Source organism: Flavobacterium terrisoli (assembly GCF_030167905.1).
In the GTDB taxonomy this organism is placed as follows: domain Bacteria; phylum Bacteroidota; class Bacteroidia; order Flavobacteriales; family Flavobacteriaceae; genus Flavobacterium; species Flavobacterium terrisoli.
Genome location: NZ_JARGNA010000001.1, coordinates 336,414 through 356,791, shown reverse-complemented (window position 1 = coordinate 356,791; position 20,378 = coordinate 336,414). Strand labels below are relative to the sequence as shown.

The window sequence follows — 20,378 nt, the reverse complement described above, 5'->3', positions numbered from 1 at the left end:
TCAGTAATTTGCTCTGGAATAAGTACTTTTGCACATTAATTTTCTATTAACTTAATGGATTAAATAATTAATTTATTTTGGTGATTAGATTTTTTTTATACTTTTACGCACTATGAAAATTGTCCCGAATAGAAAAATCATCATTCTGGCCGTGTTATTTTTGTCGCTAACAAATGCGTTTGCGGCACCACCACCACCACCGCCATCAACTCCTCCACCGCCGCCAGGCTTGCCTTTGGACGGAGGTGTATTGTTATTGATGGTCATTTCATTACTCTTCGGTTGTTATAAAATTTACAAATCCAACATAAAAAAAGCATCCCTATAAAAGGATGCTTTTTTCTTTTTAAATGCGCGAATTTTTAAAGTTGTTATCTCAAAGAGTACAATCTCGCAACGTATTTTCCCACAACATCAAATTCTAAATTGATTTTTGTGCCAATTTTGAAATTTTTAAAATTGGTATACTCGTAGGTATACGGAATAATGGCCACGCTAAATTCATTTTCTTTTGAATTGACCACTGTAAGACTGACACCGTTAACCGTAATCGATCCTTTTTCTATGGTGATATTGTTTAATTTGGATTCATATTCAAAAGTAAAATACCAACTCCCATTGGCTTCCTCAATCGATTTACAGACTCCCGTTTGGTCCACATGCCCTTGAACAATATGGCCATCCAATCGGTCGCCCAATTTCATCGCGCGCTCTAAATTGATCAAATCTCCCGTTTTCCAATCTCCGAGATTTGTTTTCTCAATGGTTTCCCGGATAGCGGTTACTGTAAACTCGTCATTGTTAATGGCCACAACCGTAAGACAAACACCATTATGAGATACGCTTTGGTCTATTTTTAGTTCATTGGTGATCGATGATGAAACCGTAACATGGAGATTATCGTTGTCTTTTTTTATTTCTTTTATAATTCCAAGGGTTTCAATTATTCCTGTAAACATTATGGTTTTATTTTACTAAATTTGCACTTCAAAATTAGCAATAAATAACTAGTCCTTCTTATGAAAAAAGCAGAAAATATAATCGTTGGAATTTCGATTGGAGATTTAAACGGTATTGGAAGCGAAGTAATCCTTAAGACTTTTGAAGACTCCAGAATGTTGGAGCTTTGCACGCCGGTTATTTTTGCCAATGTAAAAGTGCTTTCGTTTATCAAAAAAACACTGGAGCTAAATTTGCCGCTTCACGGGATTGATAAAATAGAACAGGTTGTTGTCGGGAAAGTAAATGTGCTGAACATTTGGCGCGAAGGTGTCGATTTGAATTTCGGAACCAACGATGAAAACATTGGTAAGTATGCCATAAAATCATTTGTTGCCGCCACCAAAGCCCTAAAGGAAAACCAGGTTGACATTTTAGTAACGGCACCAATCAACAAATACAACATTCAATCGGAAGAATTTAAATTCCCGGGACATACTGATTATTTAGACCAGGAATTGGAAGGAAATGCTTTGATGCTGATGGTTCAGGACAATCTGAGAGTTGGTTTATTAACCGATCACATTCCGGTAAATGAGGTGGCCAAACATTTGACTGAAAAGTTGATTACCCAAAAAGTGGAAACCGTAAAGCAATCTTTGATTCAGGATTTTGGCATCAACAAACCTAAAATTGCGGTATTGGCTTTGAATCCGCATGCCGGAGACAATGGCGTAATTGGCAAGGAAGATGATGAAATTTTGAAACCAACCTTAAAAAAATTATTCGACAAAGGCACTTTGGTTTTTGGTCCGTTTGCTGCTGATGGTTTTTTTGGCAGTAACCAATATGAAAAATATGATGCAGTGGTAGCCACTTACCACGATCAAGGTTTGATTCCGTTTAAAACATTGTCTTTTGGGAATGGCGTAAATTATACTGCCGGTTTAAATAAAGTAAGAACTTCTCCCGATCACGGAACGGCATATGAGATTGCCGGAAAAGGAGTTGCCGACCATAATTCGTTCAAGGAAGCAATTTATACTGCGATTGATATCTATAATTCGAGATTTCAATACCAGGAAATCAGCAAAAACCCCTTGAAAACAAAAGAAAAACAGTTATAAACAAAAAAATGTTCATAAGGTTATTGGAATTCCAATAATTTTATATCTTTGCACTCCCGAAACTTCGGGTCAAATTGTTGTTTAGATGAAAAGTACAAATGAATATTTAATTCCTTTTGTAGGGTTAAAATTAGGAAAGCATCAGTTTGAATTTAAAATAAACAAAAAGTTCTTTGACGAATTTAGTTTTGATGAATTCGAAAGTTGCGACATAACAGCAGATGTGGTCTTGGAAAAAAAGACAACCATGCTGGAAATCAGCTTTAAACACAAAGGAACCGTTAACGTTCCTTGTGACTTAACCGGAGAACCATTTGATTTACCTGTTAAAGGAAAAATTAAATTGGTAGTACAGTTTGGTGACGAATTCAACAATGACAATGATGAATTGTTGATTTTGCCACATGGTGAACATCAGATCGATTTATCGCAATACATTTATGAAATGATTGTATTGTCCATACCGCAAAAAAGGGTTCATCCCGGCGTAAAAGACGGCACATTACAAACTGAAGCATTGCAAAAATTAAACGAATTACAAGTCAAAGACGCAAAAGAAGTAAAAAAAGAAGATGATATTGACCCACGTTGGGACAAATTAAAACAACTATTAACGGATAAATAATATAGTACAATGGCACATCCTAAGAGAAAGATTTCGAAAACGAGAAGAGATAAAAGAAGAACTCATTACAAAGCAACTGTTGCTCAAATCGCAACTTGCCCAGTAACTGGAGAAGCACATTTATACCACAGAGCTTACTGGCATGAAGGTAAAATGTATTACAGAGGACAAGTAGTTATTGATAAATCAGTGGCTGTTGCTTAATTAAGGTTTTTTTACAAAACAAACTCTCACTATGTGGGAGTTTTTTGTTTTAATTAATTTTAAGAAATATCCAATCCTAATCACCTTAGGTATAATTTTTTTTTGTAATTTCCACAACTTTTCGGTTTAAAAAAACCGACAGGAAAAATACCATTTTTATGACTACAATTACAGCCGCAATTACCGCAGTTGGAGCTTATGTTCCGGAATTTGTACTCTCAAATCAAGTACTGGAAACCATGGTTGATACCAATGACGAGTGGATTACCACGCGTACCGGAATCAAAGAAAGAAGACTTTTGAAAGAAAAAGGAAAAGGCACTTCTTTTATGGCCATCAAAGCCGCTCAAGATCTAATTTCCAAAGCCAATATCAATCCCGAAGAAATCGACTTGGTCATTATGGCGACCGCAACTCCGGATATGCCTGTGGCTTCTACCGGTGTTTATGTTGCCACGCAAATTGGCGCGGTAAACGCTTTTGCTTATGATTTACAAGCCGCTTGTTCGAGTTTTCTTTTCGGAATGTCAAACGCAGCTGCCTACATACAATCAGGCAGATACAAGAAAGTACTTTTGATTGGTGCCGATAAAATGTCTTCTATCATTGACTATACCGACAGAGCAACTTGTATCATCTTTGGTGATGGTGCCGGCGCGGTTTTATTCGAACCAAATTATGAAGGCCTTGGTCTTCAGGATGAGTTTTTGAGAAGCGACGGAATCGGAAGGGAATACCTAAAAATTGATGCCGGTGGTTCAATCCTTCCTCCATCAGCCGAAACGGTTGAAAACGGACAACACTTTGTGTTTCAGGACGGAAAAACAGTTTTTAAATACGCGGTTTCAGGAATGGCGGACGTAAGTGAAAAAATCATGGAGCGCAACAACTTAACCAAAGACGATGTGAATTGGTTAATCGCGCATCAGGCCAATAAAAGAATCATCGACGCGACAGCCAACAGAATGGGTCTGGATGAAGATAAAGTATTGGTAAATATTCAAAAATATGGAAATACTACTTCAGCAACATTACCTTTGTTGTTGAGCGATTTCGAAAATCAATTTAAAAAAGGAGATAATTTAATTTTTGCAGCATTTGGTGGTGGATTCACTTGGGGTTCTATCTATTTAAAATGGGCATACAACAAACAATAAAACTAATTCTAAAACTAACTAATTATGGATTTAAAAGAAATTCAAAACCTAATCAAATTTGTATCCAATTCCGGAGTTGCCGAAGTAAAGTTAGAAACAGGTGATGTGAAAATTACTATCAGAACGACTTTAGAAGGAAATACACCTGATATCACTTACGTGCAACAAGCGCCAATGCAACAAGCTGTTGCTGCTCCGGTTGCTGCTCCTGCTCCGATTGCTGCTGCTCCGGTTGCTGCTGCACCTGCTGCTGATGACAATTCAAAATACATCACTATAAAATCACCAATGATCGGAACTTTCTACCGCAAACCATCTCCGGACAAAGCGGTATTTGTGGAAGTTGGCGGAACAATCCAAAAAGGTGACGTACTTTGTGTGGTTGAAGCAATGAAATTGTTCAACGAAATCGAATCGGAGATCTCCGGTAAAATCGTTAAAATTTTAGTTGACGATATGTCTCCGGTAGAATTTGACCAACCTTTATTCTTAGTTGACCCATCTTAAACTATTTTAAATTATGAATTATAAATTATAAATGATGGCAAGCTGTCAATTATAATAATTTAAAATTTAAAATTTCTAATTTAAAATTCTTAAAAAGATGTTTAAAAAAATATTAATTGCCAACAGAGGGGAAATTGCGCTTCGCGTCATCAGAACCTGTAGAGAAATGGGCATCAAGACCGTGGCGGTTTATTCAACAGCCGATGCGGAAAGTTTACACGTAAAATTTGCAGACGAAGCCGTTTGTATCGGACCACCGCCAAGTAATTTATCTTACCTGAAGATGTCCAATATCATTGCGGCAGCCGAAATCACTAATGCCGATGCGATTCATCCGGGTTATGGTTTCCTATCTGAAAATGCAAAATTTTCTAAAATTTGTCAGGAACACGGTATCAAATTTATCGGTGCTTCACCTGAAATGATTGACCGCATGGGTGACAAAGCTTCGGCTAAAGCCACCATGAAAGCGGCAGGAGTTCCTTGTGTTCCTGGTTCTGACGGTTTATTGGAATCATTTGAACAAACCCAAAAACTGGCCAAAGAAATGGGCTATCCGGTAATGCTAAAAGCTACTGCCGGTGGTGGTGGAAAAGGAATGCGTGCCGTTTGGAAAGAAGAAGATTTATTGAAAGCATGGGAAAGTGCCCGTCAGGAATCAGCGGCAGCGTTTGGCAATGACGGTATGTATATGGAGAAGTTAATCGAAGAACCACGCCACATCGAAATTCAGGTGGTTGGTGATTCTTACGGAAAAGCTTGTCACTTATCAGAAAGAGATTGTTCGGTTCAACGTCGTCACCAAAAATTGACAGAAGAAACGCCGTCTCCATTCATGACGGACGAATTGCGTACAAAAATGGGTGAAGCCGCTGTAAAAGCAGCAGAATTCATTAAATATGAAGGTGCCGGAACCGTAGAGTTTTTGGTGGACAAACACAGAAACTTCTACTTCATGGAAATGAATACGCGTATCCAGGTAGAACATCCAATCACCGAGCAGGTTATCGATTACGATTTGATTCGTGAGCAGATTTTAGTGGCTGCTGGTGTGCCAATTTCAGGTAAAAACTATTTACCACAATTACACTCAATAGAATGTCGTATCAACGCCGAAGATCCTTATAATGACTTCCGCCCTTCACCAGGTAAAATTACCGTTTTACATGCGCCGGGCGGACATGGAGTGCGTTTGGACACTCACGTTTATGCTGGTTATACGATTCCGCCAAATTATGACTCGATGATTGCCAAGTTGATTACAACGGCGCAAACCAGAGAAGAAGCGATCAACAAAATGAAACGCGCTTTGGATGAGTTTTACATTGAAGGCGTAAAAACCACCATTCCTTTCCACAGACAATTGATGGACGAACCGGATTATGTAGCCGGAAATTACACTACGAAGTTTATGGAGAGTTTTAAAATGAACGATCCGGAATAAATAGAGAATAAAAAACCCAACTTTTTCAAGTTGGGTTTTTTGTTGCTTATTCTTAAGTATTATTTATCTTGATAGAGTAAAATTTGAGGTGCACTTTGATAAGGAAAATTATTGCGAATAGAAGTCAGATCTTCTCTATTCATTGGTTTTAGTTCTTCTTTTTTTAGTATCTCAATAGCAATCTTAATAGCCTCTTCAATTTTTTCATACGATGGGTTTTTGAACCCTAGTCTATTTTTAATAACAATTGCTCCTTCCTGCCAATCAAAATCATAACTTTTAAAACTCCACCGAGAAACAGCATGTTTTTTCTTCATTGTCTTTATAAAATCAATATTAGCAATGTAAATTTCGTGAAGCGGTTTGGGCGGGATAAAATAGATATTGATGACAAAAGCCTTTCCTATTTTGGACTTAACAAAGGTTTGCCAATCATAATATATGTCGCAGATGAATCCATTATAAACCCCTGTAATTCCAATATAATCGTTAACCTTTTCTACTTTAAAACCTTTAAATATTAATTTCTGAAAACCTTCGCTATTGATAATATTCTTATGCCTTTTATGCCCAAGATTATTAGTCAATTTGAGAACAAAAAGAACAGATAAAAAAAATAACCGTAAAGACTCCAATACTTAAAAATAAGTTTTTAGTAAAGATTAAAAACAGGAAAAATATAGGTCTGGTTATTAAAGAGATTATGCCTAAATCACTATATAAAAATTTATATTTAATATCAATCACTTAACTCTTTCTTTAAGAAATCCATGTTACAACGTTTCCTTTAACCATTTGTAAAACTCACGTTGCCAAACTAAAGCATTTTGTGGTTTTAACACCCAGTGGTTTTCTTCCGGGAAATATAAGAAACGGCTTTTGATGCCTTTTAATTGCGCCGCCTGAAAAGCTTCCTGTGCTTGTCCGATAGGCACACGGAAATCAATTCCGCCCTGGATGATCAAGATTGGTGTGTTCCATTTGTCCACCAAATTGATTGGATTGAACTGTGTAAAAGTCTTTTGTGCAGCTGCATTATTTTTGTCCCAATAAGGTCCGCCGTGATCCCAATTGTTAAAGAATACTTCTTCTGTAGTGCCATACATGCTTTCCAAATTGAAAACTCCGTCATGTGAAATAAACGTTTTAAAACGATTATTGTGAATTCCTGCTAAATAGTATACCGAATAACCACCATAACTCGCTCCAATAGCACCTAAACGCGTTTTATCGACATAACTTTCCTTTGCCACATCATCAATCGCCGAAAGATAATCATCCATGACCTGTCCGCCCCAGTCTTTGGAGATTTGCTCGTTCCAGGCTTGTCCGTGACCATACATTCCGCGACGGTTTGGTGCCACGATGACATAACCTTGTGAAGCCATCAAAGAGAAGTTCCAACGGAAAGAATAGCTTTGCGTTAAAGGTGATTGCGGTCCGCCCTGACAATATAAAAGTGTTGGGTATTTTTTGGTTTTATCAAAATTCGGCGGAAGAATAACCCAAACCAACATCTTTTTGCCATCGGTGGTCGTTACATAACGTCTTTCGTATTTGGGCAACGCCAATTTAGCGTAAGTATCATTATTGGTTTTGGTCAATTGCAACCAGGTTTTTTTCTTGGTGTTATAAGAATAAATTTCCAGGGCATGGTTCATATCGGTTCTGGTCAAGATGAAATTCTCTCCTGAAACGTCTACGATATCATGCACATCAAAATCACCGGTAGTTACTTGTTTTACTGTTACTGCTATTTTGGTCAATCCCGGAAAGTTTACCTCGAATAACTGTAAAGTTCCGTCAACAGCAGCCGTGAAATAAACTTTCTTCCCATCGGCACTCCATTTAAAACTGTCTACAGAACCATCCCAATTGGCAGTCAAATTCATATCCATTCCTTTGAAACGAACAATGATGTCGTTTTTATCGGCTTCATAACCGTCGCGTTTCATTTGCAACCAGGTTAAGTTTCCGGTTGGAGAATACTTCGGATTGGTATCGTAACCTAAATTGGTTTCCGTTAGGTTTTTGGTTTCTTTTGTCTCGATGTTGTATTCGTATAAATCGGTATTGGTAGAAACCGCATAGGCCGTTCCTGCTTTCTTTTTGCAAACATAAATGATGCTTTTACTATCGGGAGACCAAATGTAATCTTCATCACCACCGAAAGGTTTTTGCGGACTGTCAAACGGTTCGTTTGGCATAATGTCGATCGGTTTGGCTTTTGTTGCTTTGTTAATAGCGAAAAAAACGTGATTGTGCGTTCCATTGTTCCAGGTATCCCAATGACGGTAATCCAAACCGTTATAGACTTGCGCATTGGCTTTGTCTAAATCGGAATAAATGTCTTTACCTAATACGTTTTCTGTTTTCACTTCCTGATTGGAAAGTATATATAAACCGTCAGGCGAAATGTTTTTATCTGCTAATAATTCTTTGGTGTCTGTAACTTCTGTTGGCGTTCCTCCGGCAAGTGGAATGGTATAAAACTTGGAATTCGATTTGTTTTCTGCCATCGATGGTGTTGCCACTTTGTAGACCACAGATTTTTTGTCTTTAGAAATTCCCAAAGCGGTTACCCTACCGAGTTTCCACATGGTTTCAGGATTGAGAACTTCCTGGGCTGATGCTGTTATGCTCATAGCGCTGACGATTATAAAAAATAGTTTTTTCATATTTATTGTAAATTTTTGAAAGGCTAAAAGTAGCAAAATTTATTGATTAAAAAATGACGTCGCTTGGAGTGATTTTTGCGAAAATTATCTAGGATATTAGCAAACTAAAGTTTGCATACTCATTGCCACAGGCAATGCTCCTCTTAATATAAAATAAAAAAAAAGCCATCCTTAAAGGGATGGCTTTGTAGTATTGATGTAGTGAAATTAATTTACTACAATATTATCAATTTGCATTGTCGTAGTTAATCCGGTTAATCCGCTACCGATGTATTCAAAAACAAAATATCCGTTTCCTGTAACTGAAGCTGGGATATTATAATTTCCGCTATTGGTGAAATTAGTTGGGTAACCATTGGACAAACCTGCTGAAATAGTAAAACTTGAGGTTATGTCAACCAAATTCGCGTTGTTAATCAAACCGCCAGGTGTATAATTGGCCGCCAAAATATAATACACTTTTAGAACCGAACCGTTTGCAAAACCAGCTTTAGATTGGAACGAAAAAGTATTGGCTGCCGTCATATCAACAGGGACAATAAATAACGAACGATTGTTTTCGTTTACCAAAGTTGTTGAACTTGAAGAGGTAAAAGAAGTCATTTGGATATATTTATTACCTCCAAACAATGTGGTTAACCAATATCTTGTACCAACAACCGGGTCATTGATGTATTTAGGAAAAGTTCTGTTTCCCGGTGATGTGGAAGAGTATGATTCAAAGTTTTCGGTAAATGAACCTAAATAGGCAATTGCTGTTCCCACTAGTGGTGGTGAAACATCAAAACGATCTAAGTCTAGCTGGATATCGCTTTCGTAACGAACTATAAATTGGAAATCTGTATCATATTTTGTTAATACACCTCTTATTTTTCCACTGCCGGTAGGCACTTGATTTCCTGTGAAAGGACAAAAACTACTGAAACGGATAATTTGTTCAGAACCTCCTGCTGCAGAAATCAGGGTGTGATTTGTTGCACCACCTCCTGAATCAACATCGTAATAGGTTCTGTTGATAGAAGCTTCAGAAAATTGAACTGCATCTAACTCTACTAAAGTATTTTGATTGGCATTTGTGTAAGCAGCTGCCAAACTTAATGTTCTTACAAGAGCACTTTCAGGCTCAACAGTCGCTGAAGGGAATAAATGGTTTTTCCATTCAAATTCAGAAATTCTTCCGATACCTCCTTCAAATAAAGAACCAATTTGCAACGACCCGTAAACTATTGCAGTATATAAACCATTCAATTTGATATACACTTTTCTTCCCGGTACAAATCCTTTACCATATAAAGTAGTAGCATTTACAGGCACACTGAATCCAATTGGGTTTGGACCGAGGGTTTGAAAAGAAATAGACTTATAGAATGTTCCTTTTTCATCACTTGAAGTCACATAGGCTTCTATAATATCATCTGTAGTAATCGCAACTGGAGTTCCTGTTGCAGCACTGTTCACAGATTCAACTGTTCTGTTTGGTGTCAGTTCGTAGGTAACCAAAGTATTCTCTGGTGTTTCATACTTATCATCACTGGCACAACCGAAAAACAATCCGGTTGTTAACGATAAAAATAAAACAGATTTTAAAATTATATTTTTCATTTTCATAATTATTTTTTGTTGAAAATTCTAATGTTATCTAATTCGTAGGTACCATCCAAAGAGAAATCAGTGCCCGAACCTTTACATCTGAAAGCAATATAAATATTTCCTTCGTATTCAGCATCTACCAAGTCAACTAATCCTGAACTGAAAAAGTCAAAATTGGTTTCAAAATCTAATGGTGGTCTGTTGAAGGTTTTGTTTACCCATGTTGCATTCATAACATTTGTACCATCATAATCCGTTGAAACTAAAAGTTCAATAGAATTGGCTGAAGACGAAACATAAGCCTGAGCTACGTCAAATGCTAAAGTTTCTTTATTTGTTTTGTTTACGCTAATTGCCGGTGAAATCAACCATGCAATGTTAGACGCTTGTCCTGATTGGTATGAAGTAAACTCAGCGTATTTTGTTCCGCTGTAAAATCCTTCTTCCCATTTTACGGTTCCAACCTGAGCAAAATTCGTCCAGCCTGTTAAGGCAATTGGATCTCCTTCTGTAGCTTCAGTGAAAGCATTAAACTCCTCGTAAAACTTATAATCCGTTGGCTCTGCTATTTTGATGTCGTCTTCCGGAGAACATCCTGCAAACGGAAGTAGTGCTACCACTCCAAGAATTAATTTTTTATAACTTTTCATAACTATATATTTTTTACAAATTAACATAAAGGTTCAAGAAATAAGTTCTGCCGTAACCATAGAAATACTTAGGTGCAAAAGCAGGAGTTCCACTTGAAACATCTTGATTCACTTCTCTAAAGTTAGCATTTCTTGTTTGTTCAAAACCACCCGTTTTGTAGCTGATATCCAGAACGTTATTAATAGACGCAAAGAACCCAAAGGTAGTGTTTTTAATTTTCCAAGATTTACCTCCGGTTAAATTTAACAACATGAAATCATCAAATTTTTCTTGTTTCAATAATTCTTTAGCTCTTTCAGGTGTTGCTTCAGGAAAACCTAATCCCTCTAAATCTTGAGGATTTCTAAAGAAATTATCTGTTCTCAATAAAGATGAGATGTCCAAATAACTATCCGCAAGGTAATTCACATTAGCACCAACCCACCAGAATTTAGGGTCTCTGTATTCTACTCCAAATGAAGCAGCGGTTTGTGGACCACCGGCTAAACGGTATCCTTTTAATCTGGCTGCACCAAAATCAGTTACCGGATTTGTATTTTCCGGACTGGCCAAGTTATCATTGTTCAAAGTAACGTTTGGATTGTTTTGGTAAGTATATTCACCGTAAGCTCCTGAGAGTGTTAACTTAATCGTAGAAGTCAATTGGTATTCCATACCTAATTCTAAACCGATATTTTGTTTTTCAATATCTGTAACGGTTTCTGCCACAAAAGCATCTCCACCATCTCCACCATCATCTTCAAAAATACCTTCTCCAAAGAAGAATGATGTTTCTGTAGCATTTTTAATGTTGGTGTAATAAGCCGTTAATCTTGATTTGAATTTAGGCGCTTTGATAATATAACTCACGTCTCCGCTTGTTACATTTTCAGCTTCTAATCCTGCCGGTGTATTTTCGTTGATACGGGCATTTGGGAAAACATTTCTCAAAGCTGGTGCTTTGGTCATGTATACTCCGTTGAAAGTAAGGAATTGTTTTCCTGTAATTTTATATGTCAAACCACCTTTGAAGCCAAAGTTTTCAAAAATGTATTTGTCACTTTTTCCAAATGAATTGGTTGGATACAATCCGTTTCTGTATAACCCTTCTCTTTGGTATTCTGTTCTTGTGAAAGATTGAGCCAAATAAAAGTCAATTTTTTTATAAGTGAATTTAAATTGGGTAAAAGCGTCAACGGTATTAGCCAACAAATTATAGTTGTAACCGAAAGTATCACCTACTCCAACCGTTCTATTAGGATGATTCAAGTCAGATTCTTGTTCTGAACCCACTTGGAAATTATCATAATCCTCATAAAACTGACCCCCTAATAAATCTAAAAGGTTTGCAAAGTTGTGTGATTTCAATTTTCTGAAAGTTGCTCCTGCATTCATATTGATGTTGTCAGCCAACTGTGAGTTCAATACTGAAGTTGCAGTCCATATTTTATCATCCGTTCTGTCTTCATATAATATGTAAGCACTGTGACCATCTGAAGTTTGGTTTGCTTGGTATAAAGCATTCCAATTGATTTGTCTGTTGGCTAAAAAGTTTGAAGCTGCTGCAGCTCCGTTAGCCACATATTCAGGATCATCACCTAAGAAATCAGTATAATCATCAGGATTGTAAGCTGATGTATAATAACTAGGAAGGTTTCTATAATAAGTCGGATCCGGATTATCAACTCCTTGATAATCTAAACGGCTATTTCCGATTTTACCAAATTGATGAGTAATACTGGTATTCAAGTTGGTTTTATCTGTTATTTTCCAGTAATGAGTTAACATTAAGATTGGCTCTTCAACATCTTTGTCTCTTGAGTTTCTCTTTTTACCATCTTGCCAACCCCAATAAGAGTTGTATTTTTCACCTGCTAATCTCGTAACCTCAGCAGTATTTGGAGAATTTTTTCCACGACTGTTTTGTGCAAAAATTGAGGTAAAGTTTAAGGAATGGTGGTCGTTGAATTTTTTCTCAACGCTGGCAAATAATGATTTAGCATCATAATCCGTTCCTTCAAAATAGCCTTCCTGTGCCCAACGTCCTGAAGCTGAAACAACAAAAGCCCAACCATTAGTTCCCATTCCGGAAGCATGAGTGGCCATGGTTCTCCAACTGTAATTGGTGTTGGTTCCTGAGAAAGAGATTCTCGAACCTTTTCTGTAAATAGAAGCTCTTGTATTGATTTCCTGTGTTCCAAGAATTCCTCCAAAAGTATAATCTGATGGTGCTGAACCTGTTGTGAATTCCTGATTTCTTGTAGCATCATTCAATCCACCCCAATTGCTCCATTGTGGTCTTCCGTCATAAATTTTATTCATGATAACACCATTAATCATGGTAGTACCATATTCATTATCAAGACCTCTGATTCTAAAACGAGCCTGACCCCAGTTGAAAGCCGCAGATTGTTGGAAAGCATCTCTTGACGCTTGCAATAATCCGGCTGTACTTTCGGAACCACTATTGTCGTCTCCTAAATCATTCTCCGTAATGGTAATCAAACTCAACTGTTGTTCAGAGGTAATGTCTTCTTCGAAAACAATAACTCCCAAATCAACCATTTTTCCTGCTTCAACCTCAACTACCAACAATTGGTCTTTGTAGCCGGCGCTTTTAATTTGCAGTAATTGACTGCCTTGTGGAACTTCTTTAAATACAAAAACACCAACTGCGTCTGTTAAAACAGTCAACGTAGTGTTTTCAATAGAAGCAACGACATTTTGTAAAGGTTTTTGTGTTTTGGAATCTACCACTTTCCCTGTAATGCCTGTAGTAGTTTGTGCAAAAACAAAAAACACTTGCATCACAAATAAAGTACTAATAACAAGTTTTTTCATAAATAAAATTAAATTAATTTCTATCCTAGTTAAGTGTTAATGAAAACTTAACAGCCGACAAATGTACATCTTTTAATAATATTATCTACTTTTGGCTCGAAGTTTGTAAAAAACTTGATATTAAATTAATATACATTTTATGAGAATTAGAAAAATTATAGCGCTGTTCTTTGTTTTATTCGCAATTTCCGGGGCTAATGCACAAGCAAAAAAGTATAATGTCCATACTGTTGCTTTCTATAATTTTGAAAATCTATTTGACACCATCAACGGACCTAATAATGATGAAGAGTGGTTGCCAAACGGAGCACAAAACTGGACAGGTAAAAAATACAAACAAAAATTACACAATTTAGCCCGTGTACTTTCTGAAATAGGTATCGGGGAAAAACAGGACAAATCTCCAACGTTAATTGCTGGATGCGAAATTGAAAACAGAGGCGTTTTGGAAGATTTAGTTAAAGAACCACTACTTATCAATAAAGATTATGGTATTGTACATTTTGATTCTCCGGATAAAAGAGGAATTGATGTGGCGCTTTTATACCAAAAGAAACATTTTAAGCCAACCAGCTTTAAAAATATTCCATTATTGATTTATAAAAATCAATTGAATAATAAAGAAAAAGAAGTCAAAGAAGATTCCAGCGATGATAAATCTGAAATCGACAAAGACGAAAGAGTATATACCCGTGACCAACTTTTAGTTACCGGTTTCCTTGATGGTGAAGAAATTAACATCATAGTGAATCACTGGCCATCACGTTCAGGCGGTGAGAAAAAAAGTTCTCCGTTCCGTGAAGCTGCCGGAAGATTAAACAGAACCATCATGGATTCTATCTACAAAATCAATCCAAATGCCAAAATCATCATCATGGGTGATTTAAATGATGGCTCTTATAATAAGAGTGTAAAAGAGGGCATTGGTGCCAAACGCAAAAAAGAAGAGGTACAAAAATTTGGGATTTACAATCCGTTTGAAGAAATGTTCTACAAAGGAAATGCAACTCTTTTCTATCGCGATGCCGGTGATATTTTTGACCAAATCATGGTATCTGAAGAGTTTCTTCATAAAGACTATTCTTCTTTCCGTTATTGGAAAGCCGGAATTTACAACAAGCCTTATATGATTACCACGGTAGGTCAATATAAAGGTTATCCACTGCGACACGGTGCCAACGAAATAGGTTATAGTGATCACTTCCCGGTTTATATCTATTTGATTAAAGAAGGAAAATAAAAATTTAAAAAGGTCCCGATAGTTCGGGACCTTTTTATTTTATAACTTTACTTCAAATTCAAAATTATGGCCATCCCAAAACCTTTTAACCTGACCCAATGGATAGACGAAAACCGTCACCTGCTCAAACCACCTGTAGGAAATAAGAATCTCTATATTGATTCGGAGGATTATATCGTGATGATTGTAGCCGGTCCCAATGCCCGAAAAGATTATCATTACAACGAAACCGAAGAACTATTCTACCAACTCGAAGGTGAAATCACGGTATATGTTCAGGATGATGGTGAAAAGAAAGCCATGAAATTATCCGCCGGCGACATGTACCTGCATCCGGCCAAAGTGCCACATTCGCCCAACAGAACAGAAGGCTCAATAGGTTTAGTGATTGAAAGAAAGCGCGGTGATTTAGACGCCAAAGACGGATTGCTTTGGTTTTGTGACCACTGCAACCACAAATTGTACGAAGTCTATTTTCCGCTCACCGACATTGAAAAAGATTTCCTTCACCATTTTGAACATTTCTACAATTCAGAAACATTACGAACCTGCAACCATTGTGGCACCGTCATGGAAACCGATCCCCGATTTACTCTTAAGGAATAATTAAGGTAACCTTTTATTTTAAAGTTATACTTTCGCAAAAAAAATTACGTCATGGACGATTATTCGAGGAAAATAAAAGATAACAAACAGGAATAACGTTCGTGCTGTTGTAACGTTATCCACAAAACTTTTGCGAAATGATAACGCTTTACAAAAACGAGAACGGTTTGGTGAAAACAGACCAATTGGAAAAAAACTGCTGGATTAATGCCGTTTGCCCAACGAAAGAGGACAAAAAGTTTTTACTTGACGAACTTCAAATCCCACAAGCCTTTTACAACGACATTGAAGATATAGACGAAAGACCACGTATCGAAATCGAAAACGGTTGGTACCTGATTGTGCTTCGCATTCCTTTTAAAAGCGATGATGCCAAATTGCCTTTCAACACGGCGCCTTTGGGTTTGATTTTTAAGGATGACATTTTTGTTTCTGTTTCTTTTTATCAAACCGATATTTTAACTGATTTTGTCAATTATACCCGTAAAAAAAAGATCTCCATTGACAATCATTTCGACCTGGTGCTGAAACTGATGTTGTCTGCAAGTGTTTGGTTTTTGAAATACCTGAAACAAATCAACCAACGCATCAAACTGGCCGAAGACAATCTCGAGAAATCCATCAAAAACGAAGAGTTACAGGCTTTGCTGCAAATCGAGAAATGTTTGGTTTTCTTCATGACTTCGATAAAAGGCAATGACATCCTGTTCCGAAGACTCAAAAACCTAAAAGAACATCGGGATGAATTCAATGAGGAACTTTTGGAAGATGTTGAAATCGAATTGCGTCAGGCGGAAGAAACCACCAACATTTACAGCAACATCTTAACCGGTATGATGGATGCTTATGCTTCGGTGATTTCCAATAACCTGAATGTCATTATGAAACGCCTGACTTCTATCTCTATCATTTTGATGATTCCGACTTTAGTAGCCAGTTTGTATGGAATGAATGTGCCCAATAATCTCGAAGACAATCATTATGGTTTACCAATAGTAATCCTGATTTCTTTACTGATTTCGGTTTTTGGAATTTTCCTTTTCAAAAAGAAAAACCTGTTTTAGAGATGATTTATTGGTTGGGAATAGTGATTAAAAAAGTGGTTCCTTCGCCAACTTCAGATTGTACTTCAATAGTGCCTTCGAGCTTGTTTACAGCTTCTTTTACGATGTATAAACCCAGTCCCGAACCAATTGACAGATTCGAAACCCGGTAAAACATATCAAATATTTTTGATTGTGCTTCTTTAGGAATACCAATTCCGTTGTCACGAATCGCGATTTTTGTATCGTTGGTTAAGGTCTCGACTTTTATGTCTACAAACGGATTTTGAATTTCACTGTTTTGATAGCGAACTGCATTTGAAATCAGGTTGCTCAGAATGGTTTTTAAGCGATTTTTATCGGCATAAACAGGAGTATCTCCGGTAACATCAATCCTAAAATCAACCGTCCTATCCGTGTCTCCCATAAATTTTAAATTTTTAGTGATTTCCCCCAGTAGTTCTTTAAAATCGATAAACTCTTTATTCACTTCCATACGTGCGTTTCGGGAATAATCGAGAATGTCAGAAATGAAGCCATCGAGTTTTTTAGCACTTTCCTTCAGCATTCCAAGATATTCAAGCGTTACCTCTTCTTTAGTATCATCTTTGGCTATTTCTATCAATCCCATCATCGAATTCAGTGGCGCACGTAAATCATGTGATGTACTGTAAACAAACCTGTCGAGTTCATAATTGGCCGTTTTTAATTCCTGATTTTCAATTTCCTTTTTCTTAAAGGTCAGTTCGATATGGGCTTCGCTGTATTTTTTAAATTGGTAGGCCCAAAGTCCGCAAAGCGAAAAAATAATAACGGCAAGTAGAATGTGAAAAATAAAGGTCTGCAAAGACATATAATCCAACTGGGTAAAATAAATCTTATCCAGTCCGATGTATTGCAAATAGGCAAACAACGCGTGATGAACATAAACAACCACAGTCAGTGGAATTTGCAGTTTCCAGTTCTGGTATGTGATCAGTATGGCACTGGCCACAAAAGCCGTAAAGTGCATTTCAAACATTCCGTGCATCTGATAAATAAATTGGGCCATATAAATCCCCAATACGGCACTCAGCACATATTGATAAAAATCAGATTTAGGCAGGATGGCCTTTGTCGAAAAATAAGCTACAAGCAACAATCCGCCGACACCAATGGCAATTTCCCAGGTATCATAATAAGACGCCAGAAAAAGGCCAAAAGCAAAATAGCTGAAAATGAAATAGTTCATTAACTTATCTGACTTGTTTTTTATAGCCAAAAGAAATTCCTGAATATGTAGAGACTGATCCATATTTTAGCTTCTTTTAAAATTATTTTTCGCAATTCGGTAATGTGCACCCGTAAGGTTTTAACGCTACAGCATCAAAGATTGGGTTTTGGGTTTTATTAAGCAATGAATCAATAGCCATTTGGGCAAAATTACTCTTGTCATCTGCGCAGTAGCGAGTCCTGTTATAGTTTCCTCGATAGTAAAGATTGTGATTCATATCAAGGATTACAGCTTGTGGCGTCGAGTAAATTCCACACGAATCTGCAATGGAGGTATCAAACAAAACCGGAACGGTTAAATCAAACCTATTCTGGATTTCCTGTTCGGTATAACTAGAATCCTTGGCAATAACCACTATGGCAAACGCCATTTTATCACCATATTTTTTTACTAATGATTCTATATGAGGAATATTAAATCGGGAACAAGGACATTCCGGATTAAAAAAGTGAAGGAAAAGAGGCTTGTCAGATGATTTTCCCAACGCGCCTTTGAGATTGATATGCTGGCCAATATTAACTGCATGATAATTTACCGGCACTGGTGTTGGTAAACTGTATTTGTATTCATTACGCCAAAACAAATAGGATATTGCTCCAAAAATAACAGAAAGCCATAATATCAGTAAAATTTTGATTTTCATTTTGGGGGATTTTAAAACTTTACAAGTTAAATCTAGAAAAAACTCGCAAATCGACATTTATCAATCTCAAATATATAAAATAAATGGTACAAATCATCGTGTTTGTTTTAATTTTAAACCAATTCTCCTTTATACGAAAAACGAAATTAATTACATCTTTCTTTGTTTTGGATACAGCTCATTATGAAATAATGTAAAAAAAACGACTAATTCGTGTATAAATGATAACTTTGCCCAAAATCTAAAAAATCTAAAAAAACAAACTATACAATGTCAACAATTGCGCAACAATTCGGGATGACCGAAGCCTTAGAAATCCTGGGTGTAAAAGCCATTAATGAAGGAACTTCTACTGGAAACAATCATTTTTCAAACGGTGATATCATCGAAAGCTATTCCCCGGTAGACGGACAATTAATCGGAAAAGTAAAAACCACTACCGCAGCAGATTATGAAAAAGTAATGCAAACCGCCAGCGAAGCTTTCAAAACTTTTCGCTTGATGCCGGCACCAAAACGCGGCGAAATCGTGCGTCAGTTTGGTGAAAAATTACGCCTTTACAAAGAACCACTGGGAAAATTGGTTTCCTATGAAATGGGTAAATCATTACAGGAAGGTTATGGAGAAGTTCAGGAAATGATTGATATCTGTGATTTTGCCGTTGGTTTATCGCGTCAGTTGCACGGATTAACAATGCACTCCGAACGTCCTGGCCACAGAATGTACGAACAATACCATCCGCTTGGAATCGTTGGAATTATTTCAGCATTTAATTTCCCGGTGGCTGTTTGGTCCTGGAACACAGCCTTGGCGTGGATTTGTGGTGATGTTTGTGTTTGGAAACCATCTGAAAAAACACCTTTGTGTGGTATTGCCTGTCAAAATATCATCGCCGAAGTTTTAAAGGAAAACAATCTTCCGGAAGGAATTTCATGTTTGATTAACGGTGATTACAAAGTAGGTGAAATGATGACACACGATAAAAGAGTTCCTTTGGTTTCTGCAACTGGTTCAACCCGTATGGGTAAAATCGTAGCGCAGGCTTGTGCGGCTCGTTTAGGAAATTCATTGTTAGAATTAGGTGGAAACAACGCTATCATCGTAACTCCGGATGCTGATATTAAAATGACCGTAATCGGAGCCGTATTTGGAGCGGTTGGAACTGCCGGACAACGTTGTACTTCTACACGACGTTTGATTATCCACGAAAGTATTTATGATAAAGTAAGAGATGCTATAGTTGGTGCTTATGGCCAATTAAGGATTGGAAATCCTTTGGATCAAAACAATCACGTTGGACCGCTTATCGATACGCATGCGGTTGAATTGTACAACAAAGCTTTAGCCCAAGTAGTCGCCGAAGGCGGAAAAATTTTGGTTGAAGGTGGCGTACTTTCAGGTGAAGGTTACGAAAGCGGTTGTTACGTAAAACCAGCGATTGCCGAAGCTAAAAATTCATTTGAAATTGTACAACACGAAACTTTTGCTCCGGTTTTATACTTATTGAAATATTCGGGTGATGTAACCAATGCATTGGAAATCCAAAATGGTGTGGCACAAGGTTTATCTTCTGCGATTATGACCAACAATTTGCGTGAAGCGGAAGCTTTCCTTTCGGTTGCAGGTTCAGATTGTGGTATTGCCAATGTCAACATCGGAACTTCCGGTGCTGAAATCGGTGGTGCTTTTGGTGGTGAAAAAGAAACCGGCGGCGGACGCGAATCGGGTTCTGATGCCTGGAAAGTATACATGAGAAGACAAACCAATACAATCAACTATACTACGAGTTTGCCTCTGGCACAAGGAATCAAGTTTGATTTGTAATTCAGAA

General features: G+C 37.2%; 19 protein-coding genes. 11 read left to right on the top strand and 8 right to left on the bottom strand.

All coding sequences use genetic code 11. The features are described 5' to 3' along the window. Positions 1-112: 112 nt before the first annotated feature. A complete protein-coding gene (locus P1K33_RS15400) occupies positions 113-328 on the top strand; it encodes an Fjoh_0651 family PID-CTERM protein (protein WP_504925943.1) in 216 nt (71 codons plus the stop codon). A gap of 43 nt (positions 329-371) precedes the next feature. On the opposite strand, the gene P1K33_RS01655 is transcribed toward P1K33_RS15400, so the two are convergent. Continuing rightward, positions 372-959: a riboflavin synthase gene (locus P1K33_RS01655; RefSeq protein ID WP_284651107.1), complete on the bottom strand. Its 588-nt coding sequence runs from the start codon at positions 957-959 to the stop codon at positions 372-374. Positions 960-1,019: 60 nt separating this feature from the next. On the opposite strand from P1K33_RS01655, the gene pdxA reads away from it, so the two are divergent. The 6 genes from pdxA to accC all read left to right on the top strand — a co-directional run bounded on the left by pdxA (position 1,020) and on the right by accC (position 6,003). Next, the gene (gene pdxA / locus P1K33_RS01650; RefSeq protein ID WP_284651105.1) at positions 1,020-2,066 is read left to right on the top strand and encodes a 4-hydroxythreonine-4-phosphate dehydrogenase PdxA; all 1,047 of its coding nucleotides are present in this window, start codon (positions 1,020-1,022) and stop codon (positions 2,064-2,066) included. Positions 2,067-2,151: 85 nt separating this feature from the next. After that, on the top strand, positions 2,152-2,691 hold the full coding sequence (locus tag P1K33_RS01645; RefSeq protein WP_284651104.1) for a YceD family protein: 540 nt from the start codon (positions 2,152-2,154) through the stop codon (positions 2,689-2,691). 9 nt (positions 2,692-2,700) lie between these two features. Then, on the top strand, positions 2,701-2,895 hold the full coding sequence (gene rpmF, locus P1K33_RS01640) for a 50S ribosomal protein L32 (protein WP_121312109.1): 195 nt from the start codon (positions 2,701-2,703) through the stop codon (positions 2,893-2,895). A gap of 158 nt (positions 2,896-3,053) precedes the next feature. After that, positions 3,054-4,052: a beta-ketoacyl-ACP synthase III gene (locus P1K33_RS01635; protein ID WP_284651103.1), complete on the top strand. Its 999-nt coding sequence runs from the start codon at positions 3,054-3,056 to the stop codon at positions 4,050-4,052. Positions 4,053-4,076: 24 nt separating this feature from the next. Further along, positions 4,077-4,559, top strand: a complete 483-nt coding sequence (accB, locus tag P1K33_RS01630) for an acetyl-CoA carboxylase biotin carboxyl carrier protein (protein WP_284651102.1) — start codon at positions 4,077-4,079, stop codon at positions 4,557-4,559. Positions 4,560-4,656: 97 nt separating this feature from the next. Continuing rightward, entirely contained in the window at positions 4,657-6,003 is a 1,347-nt protein-coding gene (gene accC, locus P1K33_RS01625; protein ID WP_284651101.1) for an acetyl-CoA carboxylase biotin carboxylase subunit, read from the top strand. Positions 6,004-6,062: 59 nt separating this feature from the next. On the opposite strand, the gene P1K33_RS01620 is transcribed toward accC, so the two are convergent. The 5 genes from P1K33_RS01620 to P1K33_RS01600 form a co-directional block, all read right to left on the bottom strand. Next, positions 6,063-6,590: a hypothetical protein gene (locus tag P1K33_RS01620; protein ID WP_284651100.1), complete on the bottom strand. Its 528-nt coding sequence runs from the start codon at positions 6,588-6,590 to the stop codon at positions 6,063-6,065. A gap of 186 nt (positions 6,591-6,776) precedes the next feature. Next, a complete protein-coding gene (locus P1K33_RS01615) occupies positions 6,777-8,681 on the bottom strand; it encodes a S9 family peptidase (protein WP_284651099.1) in 1,905 nt (634 codons plus the stop codon). Positions 8,682-8,888: 207 nt separating this feature from the next. After that, positions 8,889-10,283, bottom strand: a complete 1,395-nt coding sequence (locus P1K33_RS01610) for a DUF5689 domain-containing protein (protein WP_284651098.1) — start codon at positions 10,281-10,283, stop codon at positions 8,889-8,891. 8 nt (positions 10,284-10,291) lie between these two features. Further along, complete coding sequence (locus P1K33_RS01605; protein WP_284651097.1) at positions 10,292-10,921, bottom strand: choice-of-anchor J domain-containing protein; 630 nt, start codon at positions 10,919-10,921, stop codon at positions 10,292-10,294. 13 nt (positions 10,922-10,934) lie between these two features. Beyond that, complete coding sequence (locus P1K33_RS01600; RefSeq protein WP_284651096.1) at positions 10,935-13,742, bottom strand: carboxypeptidase-like regulatory domain-containing protein; 2,808 nt, start codon at positions 13,740-13,742, stop codon at positions 10,935-10,937. Positions 13,743-13,881: 139 nt separating this feature from the next. On the opposite strand from P1K33_RS01600, the gene P1K33_RS01595 reads away from it, so the two are divergent. The 3 genes from P1K33_RS01595 (at position 13,882) to P1K33_RS01585 (ending at position 16,652) form a co-directional block, all read left to right on the top strand. Then, positions 13,882-14,982 carry an endonuclease/exonuclease/phosphatase family protein gene (locus P1K33_RS01595; protein ID WP_284651095.1) on the top strand — a complete coding sequence of 367 codons (1,101 nt, stop codon included), beginning with the start codon at positions 13,882-13,884 and terminating at the stop codon, positions 14,980-14,982. 66 nt (positions 14,983-15,048) lie between these two features. Continuing rightward, the gene (locus P1K33_RS01590) at positions 15,049-15,588 is read left to right on the top strand and encodes a 3-hydroxyanthranilate 3,4-dioxygenase (protein ID WP_284651094.1); all 540 of its coding nucleotides are present in this window, start codon (positions 15,049-15,051) and stop codon (positions 15,586-15,588) included. A 137-nt stretch (positions 15,589-15,725) separates the two neighbouring features. Then, entirely contained in the window at positions 15,726-16,652 is a 927-nt protein-coding gene (locus P1K33_RS01585) for a magnesium transporter CorA family protein (RefSeq protein ID WP_284651093.1), read from the top strand. A 7-nt stretch (positions 16,653-16,659) separates the two neighbouring features. On the opposite strand, the gene P1K33_RS01580 is transcribed toward P1K33_RS01585, so the two are convergent. Further along, positions 16,660-17,925 (bottom strand): sensor histidine kinase, encoded by a 1,266-nt coding sequence (locus P1K33_RS01580; protein ID WP_284651092.1) that lies wholly within the window; start codon positions 17,923-17,925, stop codon positions 16,660-16,662. A gap of 19 nt (positions 17,926-17,944) precedes the next feature. Beyond that, the gene (locus tag P1K33_RS01575; RefSeq protein ID WP_284651091.1) at positions 17,945-18,547 is read right to left on the bottom strand and encodes a TlpA family protein disulfide reductase; all 603 of its coding nucleotides are present in this window, start codon (positions 18,545-18,547) and stop codon (positions 17,945-17,947) included. Positions 18,548-18,817: 270 nt separating this feature from the next. Between P1K33_RS01575 and amaB the strand changes: the two genes are divergently transcribed. Beyond that, positions 18,818-20,371, top strand: a complete 1,554-nt coding sequence (amaB, locus tag P1K33_RS01570; protein ID WP_284651090.1) for an L-piperidine-6-carboxylate dehydrogenase — start codon at positions 18,818-18,820, stop codon at positions 20,369-20,371. Positions 20,372-20,378: the final 7 nt, after the last annotated feature.